The 25,077-nt window shown below is 35.3% G+C and carries 18 protein-coding genes; 1 reads left to right on the forward strand and 17 read right to left on the reverse strand.

The genetic code is table 11. The features are described from left to right. The first annotated feature begins 215 nt into the window (after nucleotides 1-215). Nucleotides 216-401 carry a hypothetical protein gene (locus FW781_RS04025; RefSeq protein ID WP_149386232.1) on the forward strand — a complete coding sequence of 62 codons (186 nt, stop codon included), beginning with the start codon at nucleotides 216-218 and terminating at the stop codon, nucleotides 399-401. A 327-nt stretch (nucleotides 402-728) separates the two neighbouring features. On the opposite strand, the gene FW781_RS22315 is transcribed toward FW781_RS04025, so the two are convergent. The 17 genes from FW781_RS22315 to FW781_RS04105 form a co-directional block, all read right to left on the reverse strand. Further along, nucleotides 729-869, reverse strand: coding sequence for a bacteriocin-like protein (locus tag FW781_RS22315; RefSeq protein ID WP_153816321.1), 141 nt, complete (start codon nucleotides 867-869; stop codon nucleotides 729-731). A 500-nt stretch (nucleotides 870-1,369) separates the two neighbouring features. Further along, the gene (locus FW781_RS04030; protein ID WP_149386233.1) at nucleotides 1,370-1,744 is read right to left on the reverse strand and encodes a hypothetical protein; all 375 of its coding nucleotides are present in this window, start codon (nucleotides 1,742-1,744) and stop codon (nucleotides 1,370-1,372) included. After that, nucleotides 1,732-3,027 carry an RHS repeat-associated core domain-containing protein gene (locus tag FW781_RS22795; protein WP_394349708.1) on the reverse strand — a complete coding sequence of 432 codons (1,296 nt, stop codon included), beginning with the start codon at nucleotides 3,025-3,027 and terminating at the stop codon, nucleotides 1,732-1,734. Before FW781_RS22795 ends, FW781_RS04030 begins: the two co-directional genes overlap by 13 nt. Before the next feature lie 65 nt (nucleotides 3,028-3,092). Then, nucleotides 3,093-3,518: a hypothetical protein gene (locus tag FW781_RS04040; protein WP_149386235.1), complete on the reverse strand. Its 426-nt coding sequence runs from the start codon at nucleotides 3,516-3,518 to the stop codon at nucleotides 3,093-3,095. A 3-nt stretch (nucleotides 3,519-3,521) separates the two neighbouring features. Then, a complete protein-coding gene (locus FW781_RS04045) occupies nucleotides 3,522-4,814 on the reverse strand; it encodes an RHS repeat-associated core domain-containing protein (RefSeq protein WP_228720133.1) in 1,293 nt (430 codons plus the stop codon). A 32-nt stretch (nucleotides 4,815-4,846) separates the two neighbouring features. After that, a complete protein-coding gene (locus FW781_RS04050; protein ID WP_149386237.1) occupies nucleotides 4,847-5,278 on the reverse strand; it encodes a hypothetical protein in 432 nt (143 codons plus the stop codon). Nucleotides 5,279-5,357: 79 nt separating this feature from the next. Continuing rightward, nucleotides 5,358-8,960 carry a DUF6443 domain-containing protein gene (locus FW781_RS04055; protein WP_149386238.1) on the reverse strand — a complete coding sequence of 1,201 codons (3,603 nt, stop codon included), beginning with the start codon at nucleotides 8,958-8,960 and terminating at the stop codon, nucleotides 5,358-5,360. Between the two features lie 9 nt (nucleotides 8,961-8,969). Beyond that, nucleotides 8,970-9,980, reverse strand: coding sequence for a hypothetical protein (locus FW781_RS22615; protein WP_228720134.1), 1,011 nt, complete (start codon nucleotides 9,978-9,980; stop codon nucleotides 8,970-8,972). Nucleotides 9,981-9,993: 13 nt separating this feature from the next. Further along, nucleotides 9,994-13,092 carry a hypothetical protein gene (locus tag FW781_RS04065; RefSeq protein WP_149386239.1) on the reverse strand — a complete coding sequence of 1,033 codons (3,099 nt, stop codon included), beginning with the start codon at nucleotides 13,090-13,092 and terminating at the stop codon, nucleotides 9,994-9,996. 5 nt (nucleotides 13,093-13,097) lie between these two features. Beyond that, nucleotides 13,098-14,714, reverse strand: a complete 1,617-nt coding sequence (locus FW781_RS04070) for a T9SS type A sorting domain-containing protein (protein ID WP_149386240.1) — start codon at nucleotides 14,712-14,714, stop codon at nucleotides 13,098-13,100. A gap of 277 nt (nucleotides 14,715-14,991) precedes the next feature. After that, complete coding sequence (locus FW781_RS04075; protein WP_149386241.1) at nucleotides 14,992-15,402, reverse strand: hypothetical protein; 411 nt, start codon at nucleotides 15,400-15,402, stop codon at nucleotides 14,992-14,994. 118 nt (nucleotides 15,403-15,520) lie between these two features. After that, a complete protein-coding gene (locus FW781_RS04080) occupies nucleotides 15,521-15,919 on the reverse strand; it encodes a hypothetical protein (RefSeq protein WP_172625659.1) in 399 nt (132 codons plus the stop codon). Between the two features lie 93 nt (nucleotides 15,920-16,012). Continuing rightward, on the reverse strand, nucleotides 16,013-18,340 hold the full coding sequence (bglX, locus tag FW781_RS04085; RefSeq protein WP_149386243.1) for a beta-glucosidase BglX: 2,328 nt from the start codon (nucleotides 18,338-18,340) through the stop codon (nucleotides 16,013-16,015). A gap of 80 nt (nucleotides 18,341-18,420) precedes the next feature. Continuing rightward, nucleotides 18,421-19,128: a carboxylesterase family protein gene (locus tag FW781_RS04090; RefSeq protein ID WP_149386244.1), complete on the reverse strand. Its 708-nt coding sequence runs from the start codon at nucleotides 19,126-19,128 to the stop codon at nucleotides 18,421-18,423. 76 nt (nucleotides 19,129-19,204) lie between these two features. Beyond that, nucleotides 19,205-20,596 (reverse strand): glucoamylase family protein, encoded by a 1,392-nt coding sequence (locus FW781_RS04095; RefSeq protein WP_149386245.1) that lies wholly within the window; start codon nucleotides 20,594-20,596, stop codon nucleotides 19,205-19,207. Between the two features lie 69 nt (nucleotides 20,597-20,665). Further along, on the reverse strand, nucleotides 20,666-22,084 hold the full coding sequence (locus tag FW781_RS04100; protein WP_149386246.1) for a RagB/SusD family nutrient uptake outer membrane protein: 1,419 nt from the start codon (nucleotides 22,082-22,084) through the stop codon (nucleotides 20,666-20,668). A gap of 10 nt (nucleotides 22,085-22,094) precedes the next feature. Then, nucleotides 22,095-24,911, reverse strand: coding sequence for a SusC/RagA family TonB-linked outer membrane protein (locus FW781_RS04105; protein ID WP_149386247.1), 2,817 nt, complete (start codon nucleotides 24,909-24,911; stop codon nucleotides 22,095-22,097). Nucleotides 24,912-25,077 lie beyond the last annotated feature (166 nt).

Below are 25,077 nucleotides of genomic sequence, written 5' to 3' on the forward strand. Positions count from 1 at the left end.
TACCCCGAAATAAAAGTATACAAAAGTTCAGGACGGAAATTATCTGCTAAAAATTTGATTGTACTCCTAAAATTTCCAAACTCGCATGAATCATATGGCTCTGCTTCGGTTCTATAATGTTATACTAAGTTTAACATTGGATTGTTATCATCATAAAAGCCAGAAAAATTCCTAAAACAGCTATAAACATTCCTAATATATTCAATAATAATATTATGAATTTATCACTTAAATTTTTAAAAAATGTTGCGACTGCAGGAATGATAAAAGTATTTGAAATCATTAGCATTATTGAAAAATTAAATCCTCCTTCAAGCGGAGAAAATCCTTTTTTAACAATGTATATATTGGCTGACAGTGTCAGCATATTTAAAATAATGATACTAACGGCTAGTATATAATTTATTTTTGATCGCACGAAAGTTCTGTAATTAGGACTACAAAATAACGTTTTTTTTCACTTATACTTTTGTCTTGAAATAAAAGTATACAAAAGTTCAAAACGGGAATCATCCGCTAAAAATTTGATTGTACTCCTAAAATTTCCAAACTCGTATGAATCATATGGTTCTGCTTCGGTTCTATCTTATAACCCATGCTCAGACAGTGGATTTTTTTTAACAGATTACATTCAAATTTTCTTAACGCCCCTGATTCCTAAGTCGATAATAAAATAGGCTGCTCCATTTCTGAAGCAGCCTGTTCTTACATTATTGTCATCAATCAGATTAATCAATAAGTCCACATGGTGATCCCACAGAAATACATTTTTTCACAAATGAACACCAAAAGTATCCTGGCAGACACATTGGAATTCCTCCCTGAACTGTTTTTAATTCTCTTTTTGAAAGTTTTCTTAGGTTTTTCATAGTCTTATTTTTTAATTTTTTCCTACTCTATATGCTTTTCGGATTACGCTTTAATTTGGTAATACAATATACAGATTTTTCGGATATGAAAATATAAACTACTCATTTTATATAGTTTACAAATAAATCATTTATCAATATTATACTTTATTTTGAATTTAAGATTCAACAACATCAATAAAAAATTCCCGGATGCATCTTAAATTTTAATGATTTTATCGTAGAATATATTATCAAAGCCAAAATACTATTTTTGAAGTCTCCCAGAAAAATAAATAATATCCAATATAGAAAACCAAAAATAACATCAAATATTATGTTAGCTGATTTTAATTGATGAGAAACTATAATATTATATATAATATCAATTACTATGATTATTCCACAAAACATCATTAAATATATAATTGCTCTTATAATAATTCTACTATTCATAATTATATTTCATCATGTTCTATTATTGAGTTCAATTGACTAAAATATTTCTGAATGCAGGAATATTATTTATTCTGCTGTGGACACGGTACTATTTTTAAATTTTTATTGTACATATCATAAATTACTTTAGTATTGTTTTTTTTATAAACAGTAAAGTAAGTAACGTCCTTATTCTTCACTATAGAATCTCCTATTTTAATTAATGAAATTATTTTTAAATCTTCCAAATAAACTTTATTACCATCTGATGATTTGACAATATTAAAATGAGTCATAAGGTCATATGAGTTTGAAATAACTTGTCCATTACAGTGCTGATTAAAATATTTATATTTAGATAGGTTGGGATCAAATATTTTTTTTATAATTATCCCACAAAGCACAATTCCGAAGAATAATAAAATAATTTTGTTAATATTTCTTTTTAAAAATCCCATACAGATGTTTTAAATCGTTTATAAAAGACTCCTGTGCCAATTCCTTTTAATCCTGCACTTATTTCGGTAACCCCTCTTTTTCCTGCTCCTACATTTAAAGGATTCATCATTTCCAAAGGTGTAGAATTGGGATCAAAAGTTCCCCCATATGTAACACCAATAGGTGATATAAAAGATTTTGCTTCACCAGCATAATCTTCTAATAAAAATGGTCCGGAATGACTTGAAGAAATTCGTCCTATACCGAAGCCACCCTCAAAACCTAAACCGAAGTTTATATTTTTATTAAAGGATAGTCCCCAATTATTCCCAGAGTCTTTAACTAAACCAACGTCAAATCCAAATCCGCCTCCTAAAACTCCATTTATACTAAAGGTTATGCTAGTCCCTTTACTTTCTGTTCCTATAATAGTAGTTCCGTCTTTTGTTTCAAATGTTTCTTTACTGCTTTTTTGAGAACCATCAGCATTTGTTATTGTTCCATTATCGTGGAAAGTATATTGAGAAATTATTTCCCCATTCTCTTTTGTTGTAATTGAACTACCTTCCGAAAGATGCTGTGCATTTTCTCCATACTTAGCAGTAGCCTGTTCTTGGGTTTTTATTTCCGAATCAAAAAATATTTGATTTCCTCGTTGTAACCAATCTTGATTTTCCCTGCCATCAGGGTCAATAAACCTTATTGGATTATTAAACGCGTAATTGTAAGGACTATGTCTTGTCATCTTCTCTGCTAGCGGATCCACCACTCCCCATCTCCCAATATCCGGCATATAGAATCTTGCTCCATAGTCATACATACCACTTTCTTGGAGCTCCTTTCCATTGTACTTATAATTATAGGGAACACCTCCAAAAGGAGTTGGCACAATAGGACTCTCCTGATGTTTCAATCCAAAAGGATAATAGTTATTGGCATCAATGATCTCTGTGCCTGCTCCATTTTTAGCATAGCTCAATCTAGTATTCCCAAGGTGATCTGTATAATTGTATATATACTTCCCAGTCTCAACATTAAAATACCCTTCTGCTGTTGGGAAGAATTTTAATACTGAGTTAGTATATTGGAAGCCATCCAGATAGTCGGTTGTTTCCGTTCCAAAAACCTTTCTTACTTTCACGCCATCTGCCCTGTAAATATAGTCTGTTACTTTGGAGTTTTGGGTAATCTTGCCCGGTAAATTTAGATAATTATATTGGATGAAAGTATACAATCGACTGAAAGAGCTTATAACATAAAAAAACCACTGCTTATACAGTGGTTTTGTTTTACTTGTAGACACGAGCCAGATGCTCGCGCCAACGTGGGGAAATATCAAATAAGTACATCCAGCACTATTTTCTTCTTTTACTTTTTTAAAATTGGATTTAATATTTTTGTTTCAAAAAATTTCTTTTCCCGGGTATTTTCCTCATCATCATTCTTATTTATTTCTATATAATCCTTGTTTTTATCTATATTTTTATAAATTCCAATAAATGCAAAATCCGTTTTAGTGGAATCAACCGCCTCTCTTGTCCAAGTACAATAAATTTTACTATTTGCGTAAAAAGAAATAAAATTCCAATGTGAATTTTTTCCATCTCTAATATTATACTTAGTTGGAACTATAAATTCTGGATGCTCTTTCTTAAATTGATCAATATCATTTAAAAAAGAAGACTCTTTTTTATTTATAGTGTAAACTTCTGCATAAGGATAACTACCAGCATTAAAGTAATTACAGGAATATAAGCAAAAAGTAATAAATATTAAAATAATTATTTTTTTCATAAGTCATTTATTGAAGTCCTTCAAGCCATCTTTTATCATCTCATTACGAGTAGCACCAGTTGGAGTATTTGTAACACCTTGACTAGCTTTTTTATAATCGGATTTCACATCTTGAATAAAGTCATAAGCATTATTTGATGCGGAATATTTAAATAATGTTTTTGGCAATGCAGCTATGCCTAAACCTATACTCACTGAAGCGGCCTGTAATCTATCGACATCTGCTGCACCACTAAATGGATTTAATGCAATACTCAATTCTTCTCCTACAAATTTATAATCTGTTCCTATAGCTCTAGTATTTGTCAGTAAACCTTTTGCTCCTGCTATTTTCAAATTATCATATCTTCTATCATGACCAATTGCAGGATATTCAGATAAACGCATTGGAATATAAGTAAAATCGTCTAGTCTCTTATCAAATCTATTTTTGGGATTATTTCCCCCCAGATAAGATAAATAAAATATATTCTGTCCAATAGTAGAAGGGTCATATGTCTTATTTGAGTTTCCTTTTTTACCTATTAATAAAGCCCTTTCCGCAACACCATCTCCTGGATGACTATCCCCGGAAGGTTCTGCTCCTTGATTATAACTCACATAATTAGCCCTGTCATTAATAGCATATGAACCATCACTTTCTTTATTTATAGTATCTTTAATACCATGTGTTTTCCTATACGCTCTTGCTTCTTTTCTAGTTTCAAAAAGCCCCGTAGGATCAGAATATAAAATGGGATTATTAAATGCAAAGCGATAGGAATTTATAGCTGGGGCTAATTCAGAAAATCTATCCATTCCTGTAAATCTTCCAATATCTAGCATGTAGTGACGGAAATCCATTGCATACATGCCCGTTTCTTGCAACTCCTTACCATTGTACTTGTATTTATATGCTGGATTTCCTGCTAATGCATTATATCCATCATGCTTCAATCCAAACGGGTAATAATTGCTCTCTTCAATGATCTCTGTTCCGGCTCCATTTTTAGCATAGCTTAATCTGGTATTTCCAAGGTGGTCAGTATAATTATACACATACTTTCCGGTTTCAACATTAAAATACCCTTCTGTCGTTGGGAAGAATTTTAATACCGAATCTGTATATTGGAAGCCATCCAGATAATCAGTTGTTTCTGTCCCGAAAACCTTTCTTACTTTTACTCCGTCTGCTCTGTAAATATAGTCTGTTACTTTGGAGTTTTGGGTAATCTTACCTGGTAAATTTAGATAATTATATTGAATGGAGGAATATAATTGATTGAAGCTGTTTATAAGATAAAAACCACTGTGCAAAGCAGTGGTTTTTATATGTTCATCAATAGAAACTATTGAATCAATTTTCCGTTTTTATCGAAAACAAAGGATTTTATTTTTATTTTTTTATCCTTCGCAAAATCATAAATGTAATAAGGATATCCAATTTCCGCACTATTAAAGGAGTCCTTTAACGACAATAGATATTCTTCATTACCATTTATATAGTTGTCTAATATGTATATCAATTCTTTGAAATTCACATCAGAATTATCTTCAGGGATTATTATCGTTTCCGGATTTCTTTCTGTTGTTCTAAACAATTTCTTTTCCCCGCTTAATGGATCATATATTAATGCCTTATAATAAAGTCCCCCATCTTCTCCCAAGATATTTTTTTCCCAAGATATTATTAAAATAGCTCTTCTATTCTCTTTAGAAAGAATAGATTTAATATTTCTAAGTTGTTCATTATATAAATTTCCCTTAGCATTTTTATTCATTTCTTTATATTGTTTATACAAGGGATTACAATTCAAGAAAAAAAAGAACAAAGACATATAAATATATTTTCGCATGATATTATTTTTTACTATTCAATATTTTATTGTAAATAACCTGAACATTTACTGGCATAGTGAAAACTCGTGTGTTGACATTACGAACTGTAGGACGCCATTGTATACTATTAGTATTAACTAATGTTGTTGAAGTAGCTGCATCGGGGCTATAGCTTGTTCGGATTGGTAGCCCTTGTTCGGAGCGCAGTAAATTTTCAATATATGAAGCCGCAATTTCTGATTGTGGAATATCCTTAGAAAAATTATTTTCATCATCTGCATTTACCCAAGATTTACCAAGTTCTTCATGGGATGCAATTTGATCAAAAAAAGAGTGTCCTAATTCGTGAAATAAAGTTACATGAAAAGGAATTTTTGTCTTTATAGGAGTTTCACCAAACTTGGATGTATATGTATTAACATCTTGTGTAAAAGAAGTTACTACACCTGAACCATCCGTATATGTTCCATTTTTCCCTGCATAAGAAGTTCCTTCACTAGACTGTATTGTTGTATTTATATTGTCATTTGCAAATAAACCTAAAAAAGTTTTCCCAAAAGAGCTTTCTTTATCACTAGATATAGATGTTAATGCAGATAAAATTTGCCCTGCATAGCTAGTATCCCCTACGCTTGCTTCAACATCCCACTTTTTAGTTTTTTCATTTTGTGTATATAGTTTGCCATTATTATAACGATAAGTTGTATCTCCATCTTGTATATCTATCCACATTCCTGTAGGATCAATAAGCCTTATAGGATTATTAGTTACATAGCTATAAGGACTATTGTTATAATATAACTCTCCTAAAGCATCCTGAACTCCCCACCTTCCCAAATCCGGCATATACATCCTCGCTCCATAATCATACATACCAGTCTCTTGAAGCTCCTTGCCATTGTACTTATATTTATACGCAGAATTCCCCGATAAAACATTATACCCTTCATGCTTCAATCCAAACGGATAATAATTACTCTCTTCAATCATCTCTGTTCCTGCTCCATTTTTAGCATAGCTCAATCTGGTATTCCCAAGGTGATCTGTATAATTGTATATATACTTCCCAGTCTCAACATTAAAATACCCTTCTGCTGTAGGGAAAAACTTTAATACTGAATTAGTATACTGGAAACCATCCAGATAATCAGTTGTTTCTGTTCCGAAAACCTTTCTTACTTTCACGCCATCTGCTCTGTAAATATAATCTGTTACTTTGGCGTTTTGGGTAATCTTTCCTGGTAAATTTAAATAATTATATTGGATGGAAGAAATTCCTTTATCCAATTGAGTTTTCATATTTCCATTGACATCATAAGTAATAGTACTTCCTGTACTTCCTGATGCTAGCGGGTAACCGCTTATCGAATTTCCGGTTCCGATTTCTTTTAAGTAAGATAACTTATTACTTTGTTCCCCATTTTCATAATGGTATTCCAGATTATCCATTACTTCTGGGGCTGTATACCCTGGAAGTTGCTTTCCTCTTCTTAAAAGGGTTTTTATATTTCCGTTAAGGTCATAGGTAAGCTGCTCGTGGTATTCTCCTCTTTCTAAGTTCATGGCATCCCAGAAACGTCCTTCCTTAAGTCGGTTAAGGCCATCATATTCATAGGAATAATTTCTCAGTACCGCGTCATTCTGCGTTATCCATGACATCTGGGAAATATTTCCGTTATATCTGGCAGAACCCGAAAACTGGCTGTTGGGTTTATTATAACGAAGTTCGTATGCAAAAAGTTTATTCTGCAAATTAGCAGGATCATTAACTTTTGTCATCCAGCCTCTTATATTGTAGGCATATTTAACACGCTGCAGTGGGCTACCTGTAGTATTTCCTACATTTTTAGTCTGCAATTGTCCCAGGTCATTGTAAAGGTTTTCCGCCAAAAGTTCCTGAGCGCCTCCATTGACCTGATTCCAGTGCCTTACCAGTCTTTCCTGATGATCATACTCATAGGTTTCTTTGATATTAACTTTTGTATCACTGGCCGTCCTTTTGTGTTCAATAAGGCTGTAATCCGGTACTCCGGAAAATTTCAGAAAGCTTTCCGTCTTCGTGTATCCTCCAAGATGGTTTAAAGAATGGGTAGAGATTGCTCTCCCTTTCTTATCATAGTAAGTAAACACTTTTGTCCAGCTGTCATTTTCAACATTTTTAGTATAAGAAGCGGTTGGAAGACTTTTGGTACTTACCTCTGAATTCTGTGTTGTCTGCGGCAGTACTTCCTGATTTAAAACCGTACTCACTGCCGGAGCTCCCTGAGGATAGGTATCATAATAATTTACAGTCAGAAGCTTGTCGACTGCTGTAGGGTAAGAAGTGTTTCCATATTCAATACTCATTCCATTCAGCGTAAAACTTCCACCACGGGTTTCAAAAGTATCACCAGATTGATTATCAATAGTATTCTGTATCGTATTTCTTGGATTGGTATCTCTGGTAATCCCTGTATACACTACTCTTCCGAAACGGTCATATTTTGTAAACATCCATGACTGATCTGCTGAAAAACTGGTAATTCCATTTTTGAGAACAGTATCACGATACAGTATAACCTGATCTTTTTTATTGTATACCATTTGTTCCAGACCTTTTCCCGGAAGCTTCTTTTCTACAAGCCTGTTTTTACCATCATATTTGTACTGATAGCAAAGATGTTCCAGTGCGGAAGCTGAAACTGTTGCTGAAGCCGAAGCTAAAGGTGGTATAACAAATGCCAGCTGGTCATATTCATTATAGACATAATAAGTGTCTGCATTTTCTGAAGCACTGATAACTTTTCTTACCAGCAATGTCTGCCCTCTGCCATTTTTAAATTCTATGGTTTTATTATTATCTTCATCGGTTACCGTGTTTTTATACAGCTGTGCATCTCCGTATGAACCGGATACACTAAGTGCAGAAGAAGTAGCCCCATCAACCCATGTGGTAACAGTGGTATATTTTTTAACCTCACCAGTGACATTTGCTTCATATCCAAAAACAACAGGTTTACTTTGCCAGTCGTTACCTGGATTTTTCTGGTTTAATATTCTGTCAAGCGGAGAGTTTTCCAAGGTTTTGTGGGTAAGAGGATAAGTATCATTAATCCCATTAGACTGATAGTAACTGTTTGCACTTCCTTCTACTCCGGTCTGGATATTTCCACTCAGTGAATTCATAGGAACCGGTAGCCAGCTATCCACCTGTCTTCCATATCCGTCATAAGGAATATGGGTTACCAAATCTTTTCCTGTGGGAGTAGATTTAATATTGACTAACTGTTTGGGTCTTCCCAGCCCATCAAAAAACTGAACACTCTGTACCTGCTGAAGGGATCCGTCTGAAACGGTTGTGGGTACCAGATACTGTCGGGTGTAAATATAATTTTCCGTCGTTGGAATACTGGACGAATAATTTACAGTGATGGGAGTATAAGTTTCCCCGTTACCAGATGAAGACGCTCCGATGTAAGCCCGAAAGGTTCCATTGGCAGAACTGAACTTGAATCCAGGAAGCATTCGTATACTTTGGGGATCTGCCACTTCAGTGTTAGGGGCTGGAGGGGCTGTTAAAACCACCTGCCCATAATGATAAAGGCCGCATAACAACCCAATGCTTATATATATTTTTCTAAACATTTTTCTCTATTAATGGGTTGTCTCTGATTTCATTCTAAGAAACTGTTCTTTCAATTGTTTTATTTCTGAAACAACATTTTTCAGAGCTGCATTTTCTTCTTCCAGTTTCTGCACTTTTTCCTGTTGATCTTTTAATTGTCTCTCCTGTTTAATAGCATATAGAGTAAGTTCTTCGATTTTCTGCAATAGCTTAATCTGAAATTCACCAACATTTACCCCTTCTTTTTCCATTACTTTTGCGGAAGCAATTTCAGGAAGGTGTTTTTTTTCTTTAATATGTTTTGCGACCTCTTCCAGATTGGGAAGGTCATAGTTTTCTTCAAATACAAAATCCGCGGTTGGAGTTAGAGTTACTTTGACTTCTTTAGCTTCCAGCTTACCTTGCAGTGAAGCATTTCCTGCCGAAGAAATTTTCATGATTTCAGGCATCGAAACCGGCGAATCTATTGCTACTTGCTGGGAGGATGAAGCCAATAATCTGAAACCTTCATTATCGAGCGTAATGGCTGTTTTTACAAAGCTCCCTTCCCCACTGCTTGATAACCATCCTACATTTGCTCCATTTGCTTTTACTCCATAACTCATATAAGAAGAGCCAGAGCTTCGTAATGCTCCCCAGTTATTCATTGAGCCACTGGCATACGGGATAGAAAAAGCATTAACTCCGGTCACAGAATCGCCAGCTCCTGCCATAATAGTTCCTGCAACATGAAGTTTGCTTAAAGGAGCCACAGTTCCTATTCCCACATATCCATTACTATCATTGATAACCAATTTTGGATTCGTATAATCTCCTTTGGAAACAATCCATTGACTGCCATGTAAATCACCAAAAAACCACCCTTTATCCCCATTCAGATATTGAGTTTGAATTCCTCGGATAAATCCTCCATCATTGGTACTTCTTTTTAAATATAAAATAGGAGATGGATTTTGAATGGTTACTTCAGAAAACGCCCCTTGCTGGGCAAAAGAGAATTGAGCTGCTAAAATTCCTGCAATGAATAGTATTTTTTTCATAATTTAAGTTTTTTTATTGTTTATAGTTGTATTTAAATTCTTTTAATAAGTTGCCCGCTTGGCTGTTTCCCCTGATCTCTTTAAGCCTGTTAGCCGAATCATAAAGATATACTTCCCTGATTCCTGATGGTGGAGTGATGCTTCTTACCCCAACTAAAGGGTCATAGGTATAAGTGGTTATCTGATAGTTGGGCAAACTATCTCTAAATGTATTGAGTACAGATAAAAACGATGTTTCATCATTATTTGGAGTAGCGGAAGCATCTGTATTAGAAGCTGTCACAATCGAATCAATTAAGGACTGTTGAATATCTGTTAATTTCGCACCTTCTATTTTAGCAATAGGCTGGGTTAGGTTATATCCCCAGATAATTACTGTGGAAAGGCCATCTTTTGTTGTAAACTGCTGAAGATTGCCTTTGGGATCATATTTATCATAGAATATTTCAGTTCTTGAAGTAGCAATATTCTGAAGATCATATGAAAGAATTGATAGAGGAACCATTAGATTCCCTCCTTGTATGGTTGGCAATGAATCCGGATAGACATGTTCTATTTTTGATAAAAAATTATTAGCAACTCCTACCGTTTGTGAAGTGATTTCCTGCAAAGGAATTCCTGTCATATTTAAATTAATAAGCGCAGGCTTATTTAAGGACTGAGCAAACTTTTTTTCAGTTGATACTATTTTACCATCTGAAAAAGTAGTATTTATCTTATTGTTATTTAAATATGAAATATCATCATAAACATAACCATTTTGAGTTATTAGATTTCCACCAATATTCTTTTCTTCAATCTGTAATGAAATTAGTGCATAAGGTTTTACAAACTCTTTTTGGAACAGTTCCCATGCATTGGATATTTTTTTTACCCTAGTAGTATAATCTTGGTTTACATTCCTACAATTTAGAGCCAAAATATTATTTTTAGAAAAGTTCTTACAGTAATCTTTATCAATAAATCCGTAATTCATTTTAACTGTTTTAATCACTGTATTATCTTTATAATAATCTTCCTGTATTAATTTTCCTCTGGTAAAACTTCTATCTTCAAGATCGGTCTCTTTGTTTTTAAGATAATCCTGAAGCGTATGATCATAGTTAAATTGTGGAATATGTATCTGTACAAAATAGTTGTTACTATTCAGTATATCCGGATTTGTTTTATAAGTTGAGAATGTGTGCTGCTTTTGCACTTGTCCATCAACATATTCGAAAACATTGGAATACTCAATATTACTACTGGAATATGCCTGAAGCTCTATATTTGAACCAGTCTGTTTAAGCTCTTTTTTTAAGGTGTACCCCCCTGGTGCACTTTGCTTATATTCAACATAATCAACAAAACTATAAAGTGATTTTAAAATGCCACTAGATTCAATGGAGTTGAGGTCCTTCGTATATTTATAAGTCTTTACTACAGGTATTATATTATCCGCATTATCTATCATTTTTTGGATTCTCATACCACTTGCTATTCCAGTCTCATTACCTATTTGAGGAAAAAAAGCTGTTGTCGAATTCTTCATTAATCTGGAAGAGAATGTATTAGGTTCATAAAAAAATTCCGTATATCCTTTTGTAGGATAAATAACTTTTTTCAATAAACCTATATCATTAAAATTAGAATCTACATTTCGATTATTTGAGAGTATTTCGGTATCTCCCGTATTAGCATAGAACTTATAATCAGGAATCATCATATTTGTTTCCGGCTTCCCATTATAATATCCCCAATAATCTACCCCTCTTGTAGCATCATCCGGAAAAGAGGTATCCTTATAATACTCAAATCCGTAGTCTTTATTGTTGATCTTTAATGCAGTAAGTAGCCATCTTCTTTTTGAACTTCCTTTAGGGCTAATAGTAAAATCAATAGTTTTAGTAATATTATTTTGGTATTTTTCTTCAATCTTTTTTAGTTTATACGATTTATAACCCAAGTCATCATTGTAGGTGTCATAAGTAAAAAAAATAGTATAAAGATTATCAACATTTATTTCCTTCAGCATTGCTTTTTTGGTAAGATTGATTCTAATATATGGACTTTGCCAAGTACTACTTTGTGAAGATCCTGATACAGAATAACCTGCCCAAGAATAATCATACTGTGCTGTTGTATTTTGTGCTTCCTGATAAAAATACCTGTTGATATCAAATGAAAAATTGAAACTGCCTGCATTCGTTAGATGTGGCATTGCATTTTTTTGCGTACAGTAATTACTGCCTGCACCAATAGGATCATCTTCATTATAAGTATATTTTATTGTACGTCCATTATTAAGTTCTACTTTATTTAGATACCAGGAAGTAATTGTAAAGTCAGCATCACCTATATATGCGCCCTGATTAGTTTGATAATTTCCTAAATCACTCGAGAGCTCTAAGTTATCATATCTTCCTCCGAAATAATATTTGTTTCCATTACCATCAATTATTTTAAATGATGATATTTCTGGTTTGCAATTGGTTTGTTCGGCAACCCATTGCTGTGAATACCCAGAGATATCTACTACAAGGTTGGGATCGTTAGATCTTATTAAAGGAGTACCATCATTGCTTAAAGTAAAGTATCCTGAAATACCTAAGAAATTAAAATTATACTTGTCAGACTCAAGTTCTGAAGAGACAGAACCATTAAAAATTCCTGGCCAAGGAGTCGAAAGTCCAATGCTCAACTGAAAATTTTTTGTATAAATATCATTAGCTGATTTATTATATGCTATGGCTGATAAAAATCCATTAAGGGAAGCGGATTGAACAGTTGTAAAATCGTCTGGAATTCCTCTTACTTCGCGTGTAATAGCACCAGAAGCATTAATGGACCAATTCAGCCCCGCAAACCCTGATTTTTTTGTAGGAATAAATCCTGAAGAATCATAGCCTAATGATATTGAACTGCTAAAACCATCAATATTGATATCCAATAAAGGAATATTGAGATCAATAGTACCTCTATTCATATTAATAGGAATATTCCCCATTCTTTCATAACTGTAAGATTCAGGTGATTTGATATTGACCGGTTTAAAATTGAGGCCCTGCCCTTGCAATTGGAAAGAAAAGCCAGTTAACATTATTAATAATATGAGTGAATATAATCTTTTCATCAAGTTTATTTTTTTATCAATTTAGCGTTCGCTGTTTTATTGGTATCCGTTTTTATAGTCACCAGATATGCTCCCTGTACCAAAGTCTGGGTATTAATCTTGGTTACTCTGTTCTTTGTTTTAATACTTTGAAGCTGTCTTCCAGACATATCGTATAAAAGAATATCTGCTTCTTTGAAATCAAATCCGATTTCTACATAAGCATAATCTGAAACAGGGTTTGGATAAATTTTAATGTCGTATTTTTCAATCAGCTGATCAACCTGTTTGTCTCCCAGCTTTACAATCTTCCAGTTTTCTTTTCCCAATTCCTCTGCACTGGTTCCAGCCAGAATAATAGAACCGTCTCTATTTAGTTTCAAATCTGAAAGTCTCTCTTCTCTTTGTCTGGATTCTCCTTTCACATGTTTTCTCCATTGCTCATTTCCATTTTGGTCCAAATAGAGCATCCAGAAGGTTTCATCATCAGTCTGTATTCTTCCTTCAGCCTGTGTGTAACCTCCCAACAATATTCCTTTTGTGACGTCTTGGTTCTTGATTCTTGCATCTTGATTCAGAATCACATTCATTCCCATCAGGATATCTCTGTTCTTGAAATTATAGGATTTCTGCCACTGTTCATCACCTCTTTCATTTAAAGAAATCAGCCAAAGGTCTGTCCCTTCTTCAATGCCTATGGTTTTATTTCCCGATCTCTCCGATCTGGATTCTCCACCAATGATGAAGCCAGTTGATGTTAATGCCAATGTTCTGATATGATCATCTCCTTTCCCTCCAAAGTTCTTTTCCCATTCTACTTTTCCATTTTTGTCCAGCTTTACGATCCAGTAGTCGCCCTCGCCAAAATTATCTGTGGATTTTGCGATACGGGATACTGGGTTCGGGGTGGTTTCGCTTGTCTTTTCTCCAGATCCCGAAACACGGACCTCAGAACTCCTGGAATAAATTCCCAATAAAGCTCCTCCATCCTTCGTTGGAATCATCTTCTCCACTTCGTCTAAGCCTTTCCCACCTAAGATTAATTGGGAAAGTTCTTTTCCATCTTTATCCAATTTCGTAATCCAAACGTCTTTGGAACCGTAACCTTTTGCAGCGTTCTGTACATTGCCGGCCACAAAGAACCCTAAATCTGTAGTTTGAATCACAGATCTTGCTTCTTCATCGGAAGAGCTTCCCAGGGTTTTCTGCCATAATTCATCACCAAATTCATTGATTCTGATGAGCCAGATATCTGATCCTCCTTTGGAATCATCTTTTTTATCCAAACCTTTTCCTGAATAAGAGGTTCCGGCCAATAGAAACCCACCGTCCTGTGTGGTGACTGTTGCTGATAAATAATCATGATTTGATCCTGAGAAGTATTTCTCCCAGACATCATTTCCTTGCTGGTTTAGCTTTACCAAATGAAAATCGTAACCATTATTTTGCTTACTGCCTGAAGCTTGCTGCTTATCGCTTTGGATAGAGCTTCCCGTGATTAAATATTGCTGATCAATGGTTGTAGTAACCTGGCTTAGAAAATCCTGGGTAGAGGATTTGATATCTTTCTGCCATACTACTTCCTGGGCAGAGATTCCCAAGACCGTGCATAAGGTGAATGCACCAATATAGATTTTTTTCATTCCAATGTTGTTTTCTGAGTTAGTAATTAGCTTCTTAAAACTTCGCAAATTTAACACTTTTTAAGATATGAAAATCACTTTCATGTGGTATCCTGTAAATCATACTATTTATTGTTAAATTCACTTTATTTATATTGATATTTTCATTTTTCCTGATGCAAAATTATCTCCGGATAACGACAAAACTTGTCGCATAAAAATCTATTTTAAAAACTAATGAGTATACAGCACAAAAAAACCACTCTCTCGAGTGGTTTCCTATTTTTTGAATTTTATTTTACTGATAGACTACTTCATCATTCTTTTTGATCTGGTAGCTTTTTTTATAGGGAGTTAAAACATAGCTGTCCTTAATATAAGTTCCGCTTTTCCAGATTTTCCCTTTTCCATCTTTATTCAGGATAATGCTTTTCGCGGCTCCATCCGGAATAAAAACTTCAGCTTTTTTCATGTCTTTCGTAAAAATTATTGCGGTCATTGAGGTATAGCTTTTATCCGAGTTTACTTCTTTAAGTTTTATTTTCTGATTGAACGTTTTTATACAATTATTTTTTAACTGTGAGTAGGTGTATCCTGCAGAACCGATACAACCGTGAACATCTCTGTCACCTCCCAGAACAGGAGCTTGTTTTTGTGCAAAAATTAAAGTAGCAAGGAACATTGCACTGAATAAAATTGTTTTTTTCATATGTAAAATTTTTGTTTTCTGGTTGGTAGAACTATGTCCCCAAATAGGGTATTAGTTGATTCATCTAAGGTACAAAAAAAACCACTCTTCCGAGTGGTTTTCATTTTGAAATCTGATCTTATTGGTAGATCACAATATTATCCTTTTTAAGCTGATATCCGTTTTTTTTGTAAGGAACCAATACATAACCATCTTTTTTCCATGCTTTGGCTTTACCTCCTGCTCTGGTAAGAATGATGCTTTCTGAGTCGGTATCTTTTATAAAAACCTCAGCTTTTTTCATGTCTTTGCTGAAAATAACGGCAGCTATAGAAGTATAACTTTCTTTTGGAGCCACTTCTGTCAGCTTTATTTTCTGTTCAAAAGTTCTTACACAGTCTTTTTTAATCTGAGAGTAAGTATACCCTGCCGAACCAATACAACCGTGTGCATCCCTGTCGCCACCTTTTATTTGCATTTCTTGCGCGAATACTAAAGAACCTAAGAACATTGTACTCAATAAAATTGTTTTCTTCATGTCGATTTGCATATAATAATAATTACCGTGGTATTATTAAAAATCATGCCAAAAAACACATAATACACATTTCTGTGAATAACTTTTCTTAAATTATTTAGTCCAGTTAACTTTTGAGTGTTGAACATTCTCAGAGTTAGTTCCAATCATGATATCAAATTCACCTGATTCCCAGTCATATTTCAAGTCTCCGTTGTAGAATTTCAGATTTTCAGGAGTGATATCGAAGGTTACTTTTCTGGATTCACCTTTTTTCAGAAATACTTTCTGGAAACCTTTCAATTCTTTTACTGGTCTTGTAATACTTCCTACCATATCTCTGATATACAGCTGAACTACCTCAGCACCATCAAAGTTTCCATTATTGGTTACGGTAACGGATGCCTGAACAGTCTGATCTCCTTTCGGGTTGGCATTTGAAACTGCCATATCAGAATATCCGAATTTTGTATAACTTAGCCCAAATCCAAACGGATACAACGGTGTGTTACATTCATCCATATAGTTGGAACGGAATCTCTGGTACTCACATTTATCAGTTAATTCCTGGCTTAATGGGCGACCTGTATTTTTAGCATTATAATAGATTGGAACCTGTCCAAGGCTTCTTGGGAAAGTCATCGGAAGTTTTCCTGATGGATTTACTTTTCCAAAAAGAACATCTGCAATTGCATTTCCTGCTTCAGATCCTGCAAACCACGCATTAAGGATGGCATCAGGAGTATCTTTTACATTGGTTAAAGCTAAAGGACGGCCTGTGAAAAGAACCATTGCAATAGGCTTTCCTGTTTTCTTTAATTCGTTTAATAAATCAACCTGAGACTGAGGAATGGTAATTTCTGTTCTTGAAGAAGATTCACCACTCATTTCCGCAGATTCTCCAATAGCAAGAACGATAACATCTGCTTTGTTGGCAATATCTACTGCTTCTTTCAATAATTCTTCTTTGGAGCGGTTATCTCTGTCTGTTTTCTTACCGTGAGCTGCATAGATGTCTTCAAGCTTAGCATCATAATCAATATTAGCACCTTTAGCAGAAAGGAATTTTACTTCTTTTCCGTAGTTAGCCTGAAGACCTTGCATTAGGTTTACTGCTTTATCATGTTTTGCAGCAACACTCCATGTTCCGGCCATGTTTAATGAATTGTTCACCAATGGTCCTATTACGGCAACAGTTCCTGAATTTTTCAAAGGAAGTACCTGGTTTTCATTTTTCATTAAAACCATAGACTGAGCGGCAGCACTTCTTGCAACGTTTCTGTTGTCCATGTTATAAACTTCTTTTGCGGCCAGTTTTGCATCACCATATTTGTAAGGATCTGTAAATAATCCCAAGTCATATTTTGCTTCTAGAACTCTTTTTGCTGCCAGATCAATTTCAGCTTGTGTTACTTTCCCTTCAGATAAAGATTTTTTTAATGTTGTTAAAAAACCTTCTCCTACCATATCCATATCAACACCCGCTTTCAGAGCCAGTGCAGAAACCTGCTGAAGATCTCCCATACCATGGTCTACCATTTCATTGATTCCTGTGTAATCAGTCACCACAAAGCCTTTAAACTTCCACTGATTTCTTAAAACTTCGGTCTGAAGCCATCTGCTTCCGGTGGCAGGAACGCCATCCACTTCATTGAAAGAGGCCATCACAGAAGCTACTCCTGCATCAACAGCCGCTTTGTAAGGTGGAAAATATTCGTTAAACATTCTCACATGGCTCATATCAACGGTATTGTAGTCTCTTCCTGATTCACCTGCTCCGTATAATGCAAAATGCTTCACACAGGCCAGAATGGTATTCCCAACGGATAAATCTTTCCCCTGATAACCATACACCATATTTTTTGCAATTTCACTTCCCAAATAAGGGTCTTCGCCTGAACCTTCAGAAACTCTACCCCATCTTGGTTCGCGGGAAATATCTACCATTGGAGAGAATGTCCAGTTAATCCCATCAGAAGAAGCTTCTTTTGCCGCTACTCTTGCTGACTGCTGAATCAGATTCATATCCCATGAAGCGGCTAAACCTAATGGAATCGGGAATGTAGTTTCATAACCATGAATAACATCCATCCCAAAGATCAAAGGAATTTTCAGACGGCTGTTTTCCACAGCTACTTTCTGAACGGCTCTGATTTTTTCGGCTCCTTTTATATTGAATAGTCCACCCACTAAGCCTTGTTCGACTTTTTTACCGATGTCCGAGCTTTTGGCAAGACCTGTCGTAAAATCACCTGAACTTGGTAAGTTAAGCTGGCCGATTTTTTCATCCAATGTCATTTTTGACAAAAGGTTGTCTACAAATGCTTTCTTTTTAGCCTGGTACTGAGCCGTCTGATAGGACTGAACGGGTTTTGTTACCATTTCCTGTGCAGAAAACACAGGTGCCAATGCTAAAGTGGCGATTACAATTAACTTTTTCATAAATCTATCTTCTTAAATTATTGTTTTTATATTTTTAGTTTTAATTCGATGGGTTTATCTTTCGATCATTGTGTGTCGGGTTACTTTTCTTTCTTTTTAGACAGCATCCATTCATAAAGCTTCGGGTTTGAATAGGCCGAATCCCACGAGTTATGATTATCATTAGGGAAAATAACCAATTCTGCAGATGGGTTTACGGGATGCAGTTTCTGATAAAAATTAAAAGCATTGGCAGGCAGAACAATATCATCCATTCCACCATGAAATATTTTCATATTCAAATCTTTAAACTGATGAATACTAGCCGTCATTACCTGATCTGTAGGAGCACAGACCGAAGCTACTGCTGCAAACATTTCAGGATGTTCCATGGCGAGTTTCAAAGTTCCCCATCCTCCCATAGAAAGTCCTGTAAGATAAATACGGGAAGCATCAATTTTATATTTTTTCTGAATTTCCTTGATCAGATTATAAACGGTAACAGTATCCCACCATGATCCTTCCGGACATTGAGGTGCCAGAATAGCAACGGGTTCTTTGATCAGGTTTTTATAGGTAAACGGGCTGTGTGCTTTTACCAGATCAAGATTATTTCCACGCTCCCCAGAACCATGAAGAAAAACAATCAAAGGTACATTTCCTTTTGCATTCTGAGGATAGTCCAGAATGTAGGATATTTTTTCCTGCCTTTTAACTTCTTGATTCAGTTCTGCTTTTATTTCCTGTCCGCTCAGCTGTAATGAGAACGGCAGCAGTAAAAGAGAAATGTGTTTCAGTTTTAATTTCATATTATTAAGTTTTGGCTAAAGCCATGGATTTGAATCTTTTTATTTTTAAACGGGCTAAAGCCCGTTTCTATTGAATTTAATTAATTCCATATTTAGGTGACTGAAAGCTTAATTTTTTCAATCCCTGCTGAATTTCCGGAGCATTCATAAAAAGTTTCCAAAGGAATCCTGATCTGTAGTTTTCGATCATGGGTGCTATTGTCCCCTGATCTATAGCCAGATATCTTGGTGTAAACCAGTTGTCGTAATTGATAGACGAGGCATCATAAGGGCCTGCAGATCCTATAAATTCAGGTTTTTGAGTATAAATGAATCTTAAAAAAGCCATTGATTCTTTTGGTGTATAAGGAAAACTACTCAGTGCGGCTGTAGGGGTTATCACACCGTTATCATTGCTGGGCATATGCGCTGTGTATCCTGTACCTCCATCTTCATTTCTGGTATAACCGGCTGTAAGCCCCCAATAGTTAGGCCCGTAACCTTTCCATTGCTTTGGATTTTCAACACAGTATTTGTAGTCGATAAGGGTTTGATTTTTATTGATATCAAAATAGTTTTTCACAAGCTTATCAGATAATCCCGTAGGATCCAGTCCTATATATGAATATTGCGCCCAGAAAAGCGGTCCGCCATATTCTTCAGCGTAATTGTGTTTTACATACAGAGGTAATCCGTATTTTGTTTTGTCTGTAAGGTAGGTTCCGTTTCTTGTCCAGCCTTTGTAATACGTTTCATCATCAATGGAATACGTAGGTGAAGATGCTGCAAGAATATAGGTAATGAGGCATTCATTATACCCTTCCAGAGGGAAGTTCATTTCCCATTGGTATTCCGGTGACCAGTGCCAGTAAAGAACTTTTTCACCTCCTTTGGTATACCAGTTCCACTGAATCCCTTTCCATAGCTCATCACATTTTGCTGCCAGTGCTTTTTCTTCTGCATTTCCATTTTTAAAGTATTCACGGACCATCAGTATTCCCGAAGTAAGGAAAGCGGTTTCCACAAGATCACCGCCATTATCTTTTTTGCCAAAAGGAACCGTCTTTCCGGTTTCCCCATTGATCCAGTGCGGCCAGGCACCTTTGTGACGGTCTGCCTTGGCCAGGAAATCCATGATATGAGTAAGCCTTTTTACCGCTTCTTTTCTCGGAACGAATCCTCTTTCTGTTCCCACAAGAATCGTTGCCAGACCAAAGCCAGAACCTCCTGTAGTGATAACATGTTTATCATTATCCGGATAGATATTATCTTCGTGATAACGCTCTCTTCCTAACATTGAATGAGGTTCTGCATAATCCCAGAAATACTTCAGAGCATCTTTTTGTACTCTATCCATCAGCTGTTCATCAGTAATATTACTTTTTACAGCTTCAGTTTTTCCAACTTCCTGTTTTGCTGCAGGAGCATTTTTACAGGAATACACAAAAAATAAAGAGGTGACAGCAATTGATAATATGTTCCTTTTCATGAGATCTCTTGTTATAGGTTCTAAAAGAAGAGGAGAACTTTCATTCTCCTCTAATGTTTATGATTTATTTTAATATCCAGGGTTCTGTGTAAACAATCCTAAACTTGCATTCATTGCATCCAATGGAATCGGGAATAGTTCGTTCTTCCCTGCTTTGAATCCATAAGGAGCAAGTACCGTAGCTGCCTGCCCCGTTCTTACAAGGTCAACAAAACGGTCACCTTCCAAAGCAAGTTCTACTCTACGTTCATGCCAGATTGCAGTTCTCAATGCTAACTGTGTTGAAGCTGTTGTACCTGCCAACTGCGCTCTGGTTCTTACTTTATTAAGGTTAGTAACAGCTACAGAGGTATTACCCAGTTCATTTGCAGCTTCTGCATTAATCAAAAGAATTTCTGCAAATCTTAAAATTCTGATATTCTGTTTCGATCCGTAAGCACAAGCATTATTATTCAAAGCTTTAGGAACATATACTTTTTGATTGAATGTAGTTACAGAGTTTGGATCTCCCATTGCAATAAGATCTCCTTCCGGAGTCGTTTCCCCATTTCTAAGAATTGTAAGTTCTTTTCTGATATCTCCCGGCTCAAATGCATTTTCCAAAGCCTGGGAAGGTGTAAAGAATCCCCATCCAAACTGGTTTCTTACCCCCTGTACTTCAGCATACTGGCTTCCTCCGAATTGAGTAGAACATTCACAGTTTACTTCAAATACGGATTCTTTTCCAAATTCACCTCCGATTCTGAATACATGGTTGAAATCAGGATCTAAATCATATCCCATAGACATTACCTGATTAGATGTATCATATGCTTTCTGCCAATCTTTTTTATACAGATATACTTTTGAAAGCAATCCTAAAGCCGCTCCTTTGGTTACTCTTCCAAGATCTCCCGCAGCATAAGTCTGAGGAAGTATTTCTGCTGCACTGGTAAGATCAGAAATAATAAAGTTATAAACTTCTTCTGCAGAATTTCTAGGAACTGTATAAGTAGAAGGAATCCCGTCAAAGATTGGAACCCCTCCATAAATTCTTAATAGATTAAAATAAAAATAAGCTCTCAACATTTTTGCCTCAGCAACCAATCTTGTTCTTAAAGTAGCATCCATTTCAATTTTAGGAACATTTGTAATCACCTGATTACATCTGTTTACCGCCTGCCATTGTCCGATCCAGTATCCTCTTACTCCATCGTCACTTACTGTATAAGTAAACTGATCGTAAGCATTAATAAATGAAGCATCTCCAGGATTAGAACCTTTTACAACATCATCTGCCGGCACTCCAAATATAAACTGATAAGGAAATGCAGAATTTTCCCAGCTTCTTAAAAACACATAAATAGCATTCGTTGCCTGCATGGCATCATCCTGAGTTTTGAAAAAGGAATCTGCTTCTGTTACTCCTTCCTGTTTTATATCCAGATAATCGTCTTTACAACTTATTACAAGTGAAAATAAAGCGATGGATAAAAATATTTTTTTCATGTTCTTCTAATTAAAATGTTAAGTTCATACCGATTGTATAAATGGCTGAAATTGGATAAATATTATTATCAACTCCCATCTGCACTCTATCTGTATTCATGATCTCTGGAGAAAATCCAGTATACTTAAAACTCGTCCAAGGGTTCTGAGCACTTAGATACAGTCTGAATTTAGTAAGCAATAAAGATTTTGCGAAATCTTTAGGTAAGTTGTATCCTACCGTAATATTTCTGATTCTGAAATAGCTTCCATCTTCTACAAAGAAACTACTTGGAAGAATAATAGACTGGTTGTTGGTAGTCATTGGGTATGCATTAGATGTTCCTGCACCATGCCATCTGTTGTTGTAGAAATCAAGATCCCAGTTTTCATTTCCATAACGCTGCTCACGGTTGTAGTTATAAATTTTGTTACCAAATACCCCCTGGAAGTCTACAGCAATATCAAAATCATGAACACTTAAGTTAACTCCGAATCCATAAGTTCCTTTTGGAATCGGGCTTCCTAAGAATGTTTTATCTCTGGTGTCAATTACTCCGTTTCCGTCTATATCAGTAAATTTAAGCCATCCTGCTTTTGCCCCGGTTTGACCGGAAGCAGCAGCTTCTGCATCCGTCTGGAATACACCTGCTACCTCATATCCATAATATGCACCAACAGGTTGTCCGTTTTGTAATCTTACAATAGAGTTTCCAAATAAACTGGCTCCTGTTTCAAGATATGAACCTTGATATACAGATGTAATTTTATTTTTAAGAGTAGTAAGGTTACCATATACTCCTAATTTTACTTTATCAGAAATTTTGGTGTCATAATTTACAGAAACTTCAAAACCTCTGTTATTGAATGAATAGGCATTAGTAACAAAGTTTTTCCAGTTACTTGCGCCCGAAACGGTTCCTTGTGTAACACCATATACTACATCCTCAGTATCTTTATCAAAATATGTAGCATCAATTTTCAGTTTATTATTGAATAATCCCATTTCTAACCCGATATCTCTACCCGTTGTAGTTTCCCAACCTATGTTTGGATCAATTACTCTGTCAATAGTCTGGGCAGGTGATCCCGAATCTCCATAATATGCACCTTCTTTAAGAATTGTAGTTCTTAAAGTATAAGCTCTTGTTACATCAGGGTTACCCAGTTTTCCCCAGCTTGCTCTTAGTTTTAAAAGACTGAATACATTCTGATTGCTCATAAAATCTTCTTTCGAGATTACCCATCCGGCACTTACCGCAGGGAATACTCTATGTCTGTCTCCTGATGAATATTTAGAAGTCCCATCTCTACGAACAGATCCGTTCAAGAGATATTTCCCTTTATAGTCATAGTTAATTCTGGCAAACATAGATTCAATTCTATCCTGATAAGGGACTACATCATATCCTTCTACGTCTTTATCAATCATAATGATATTAGTACCGTTGAAAATATTCATCGAAGCATTGGTTCCGTCATAATTAACGTTAAGTGCTTCTAAATACGTTTGGGAATAAGAATTTCTTGTTCTTGAAAAACCGGCAAGAATTTCAAGGTTATGATCTCCTAGTGACTTTTTCCAGCTTAAAGTATTGTCCCAGATATAATTTCTGTTTCTTGAATCTCTTGTAATCAGCTTATTAGGCTTCTGATCAGAAACAGGAACATAATTAAATGTAGGAGTATATTCGTACAGATTTGTGTTATAATTGTCTGTTGTATAGCTTACTCTTAAAGTAAAGTCCTGCAAAAATTTATATTCTGCCCAGACATTGTTCAATAATCTTTCCTGTCTGTTCTGAGAACGATATAAATCTAATATCGCACGTGGGTTAGGAATAGAATATCCGTTAAAGAACTGATAGTCTCCTGTACCCGGATTCATCACAGAAAAGATAGGAGGTGCGTTATAAGCGTTTAATAAAGGATTTTTTGCCTGATCGGTACGCATTTTAGAGAATGTGAAATTGTTCCCGATGGTTAGGTTATCAGTAATCTTATAACTAAGGTTTAATTTTGTATTAAGTCTGTTAAATCCTGAACCTGAATTAATACCCTGCCCTGCAGCAATATTACCTTCGTCCTGTAGATTTCCTATGCTTGCATAATAATTAAGCTTTCCTAAACTTCCTGAAGCTGAGAAATCATTAGAATTAATGATACTTGTTCTGAAAATTTCATTGAACCAATCTGTATCTGCAGGAAAATTAGCTCTGGAAAGTGCTCCATTAAGATTCCCATTATCATTCATCAGCTTTTCATTATAAAGCTCAATATACTGATCAGAATTGGTCATTTTAGGAACATTGGTAACCTTCTTAATTCCCAGATAAGAATTGAAATTGAATATCGGTTTCCCTCTTCCTGTTTTTGTTTTAATGATTACTGCCCCGTTAGCTGCTCTTGCTCCGAAGATGGCTAAACTGGAAGGATCTTTCAATACACTCATAGACTCAATATCCTGAGGACCAAGGAAAGAGATGTCATCAGTGATCATTCCATCAACGATGAATACTGTTTTACCAGTCAGGGAACCTACCCCTCTGATATCTACTCTCGGAGAACTTCCCGGCGTACCGGAATTTAAAACCTGTACCCCGGATAACTTACCTTGTATTGAGCTTATTGGGTTAGCGTTTGGTTTATCAGCAAGGTCCTTTGCAGAAACCATTCCGATACTTCCCGTAACGTTTTCTTTTTTCTGAGATCCATATCCGATCAAAACTACCTCCTCGATCTTCTGCTCTTTGGCAGTAGTATCTTTTGGAGTAGTCTGAGCATTGACGTTCATACCAAAGTACAGAACAGCAATGAGACATGAATACTTTAAATTACTTTGTTTCATATAGTTTCAATTTTATTCAAATAAATTCAAATTTGTACCTGTCTCTAAAGTGGAGTTATTTAAAATCTCAAAAAAAGACATTAGCCAAAAATATAAAAAATATCGAACAATGTTAAACTATCTTAAATATTTAAAAATTATAAGGTTTCACTATATTTAAATTGAC

The organism is Chryseobacterium panacisoli (genome assembly GCF_008274625.1).
Lineage (GTDB): Bacteria > Bacteroidota > Bacteroidia > Flavobacteriales > Weeksellaceae > Chryseobacterium > Chryseobacterium panacisoli.

Bases quoted from the DNA above. Each gene is read 5' to 3' on its own strand.
- FW781_RS04070 (WP_149386240.1), bottom strand. From the start codon at position 14,714: ATGAAAAAAATCTATATTGGTGCATTCACCTTATGCACGGTCTTGGGA.
- FW781_RS22315 (WP_153816321.1), bottom strand. From the start codon at position 869: ATGAAAAACCTAAGAAAACTTTCAAAAAGAGAATTAAAAACAGTTCAG.
- FW781_RS04040 (WP_149386235.1), bottom strand. From the start codon at position 3,518: ATGAAAAAAATAATTATTTTAATATTTATTACTTTTTGCTTATATTCC.
- FW781_RS04105 (WP_149386247.1), bottom strand. From the start codon at position 24,911: ATGAAACAAAGTAATTTAAAGTATTCATGTCTCATTGCTGTTCTGTAC.
- FW781_RS04030 (WP_149386233.1), bottom strand. From the start codon at position 1,744: ATGGGATTTTTAAAAAGAAATATTAACAAAATTATTTTATTATTCTTC.
- FW781_RS04095 (WP_149386245.1), bottom strand. From the start codon at position 20,596: ATGAAAAGGAACATATTATCAATTGCTGTCACCTCTTTATTTTTTGTG.
- FW781_RS04055 (WP_149386238.1), bottom strand. From the start codon at position 8,960: ATGTTTAGAAAAATATATATAAGCATTGGGTTGTTATGCGGCCTTTAT.
- bglX (WP_149386243.1), bottom strand. From the start codon at position 18,340: ATGAAAAAGTTAATTGTAATCGCCACTTTAGCATTGGCACCTGTGTTT.
- FW781_RS04050 (WP_149386237.1), bottom strand. From the start codon at position 5,278: ATGAATAAAAATGCTAAGGGAAATTTATATAATGAACAACTTAGAAAT.
- FW781_RS04025 (WP_149386232.1), top strand. From the start codon at position 216: ATGAATTTATCACTTAAATTTTTAAAAAATGTTGCGACTGCAGGAATG.
- FW781_RS04075 (WP_149386241.1), bottom strand. From the start codon at position 15,402: ATGAAAAAAACAATTTTATTCAGTGCAATGTTCCTTGCTACTTTAATT.
- FW781_RS04080 (WP_172625659.1), bottom strand. From the start codon at position 15,919: ATGAAGAAAACAATTTTATTGAGTACAATGTTCTTAGGTTCTTTAGTA.
- FW781_RS04100 (WP_149386246.1), bottom strand. From the start codon at position 22,084: ATGAAAAAAATATTTTTATCCATCGCTTTATTTTCACTTGTAATAAGT.
- FW781_RS04090 (WP_149386244.1), bottom strand. From the start codon at position 19,128: ATGAAATTAAAACTGAAACACATTTCTCTTTTACTGCTGCCGTTCTCA.
- FW781_RS04065 (WP_149386239.1), bottom strand. From the start codon at position 13,092: ATGAAAAGATTATATTCACTCATATTATTAATAATGTTAACTGGCTTT.
- FW781_RS22615 (WP_228720134.1), bottom strand. From the start codon at position 9,980: ATGAAAAAAATACTATTCATTGCAGGAATTTTAGCAGCTCAATTCTCT.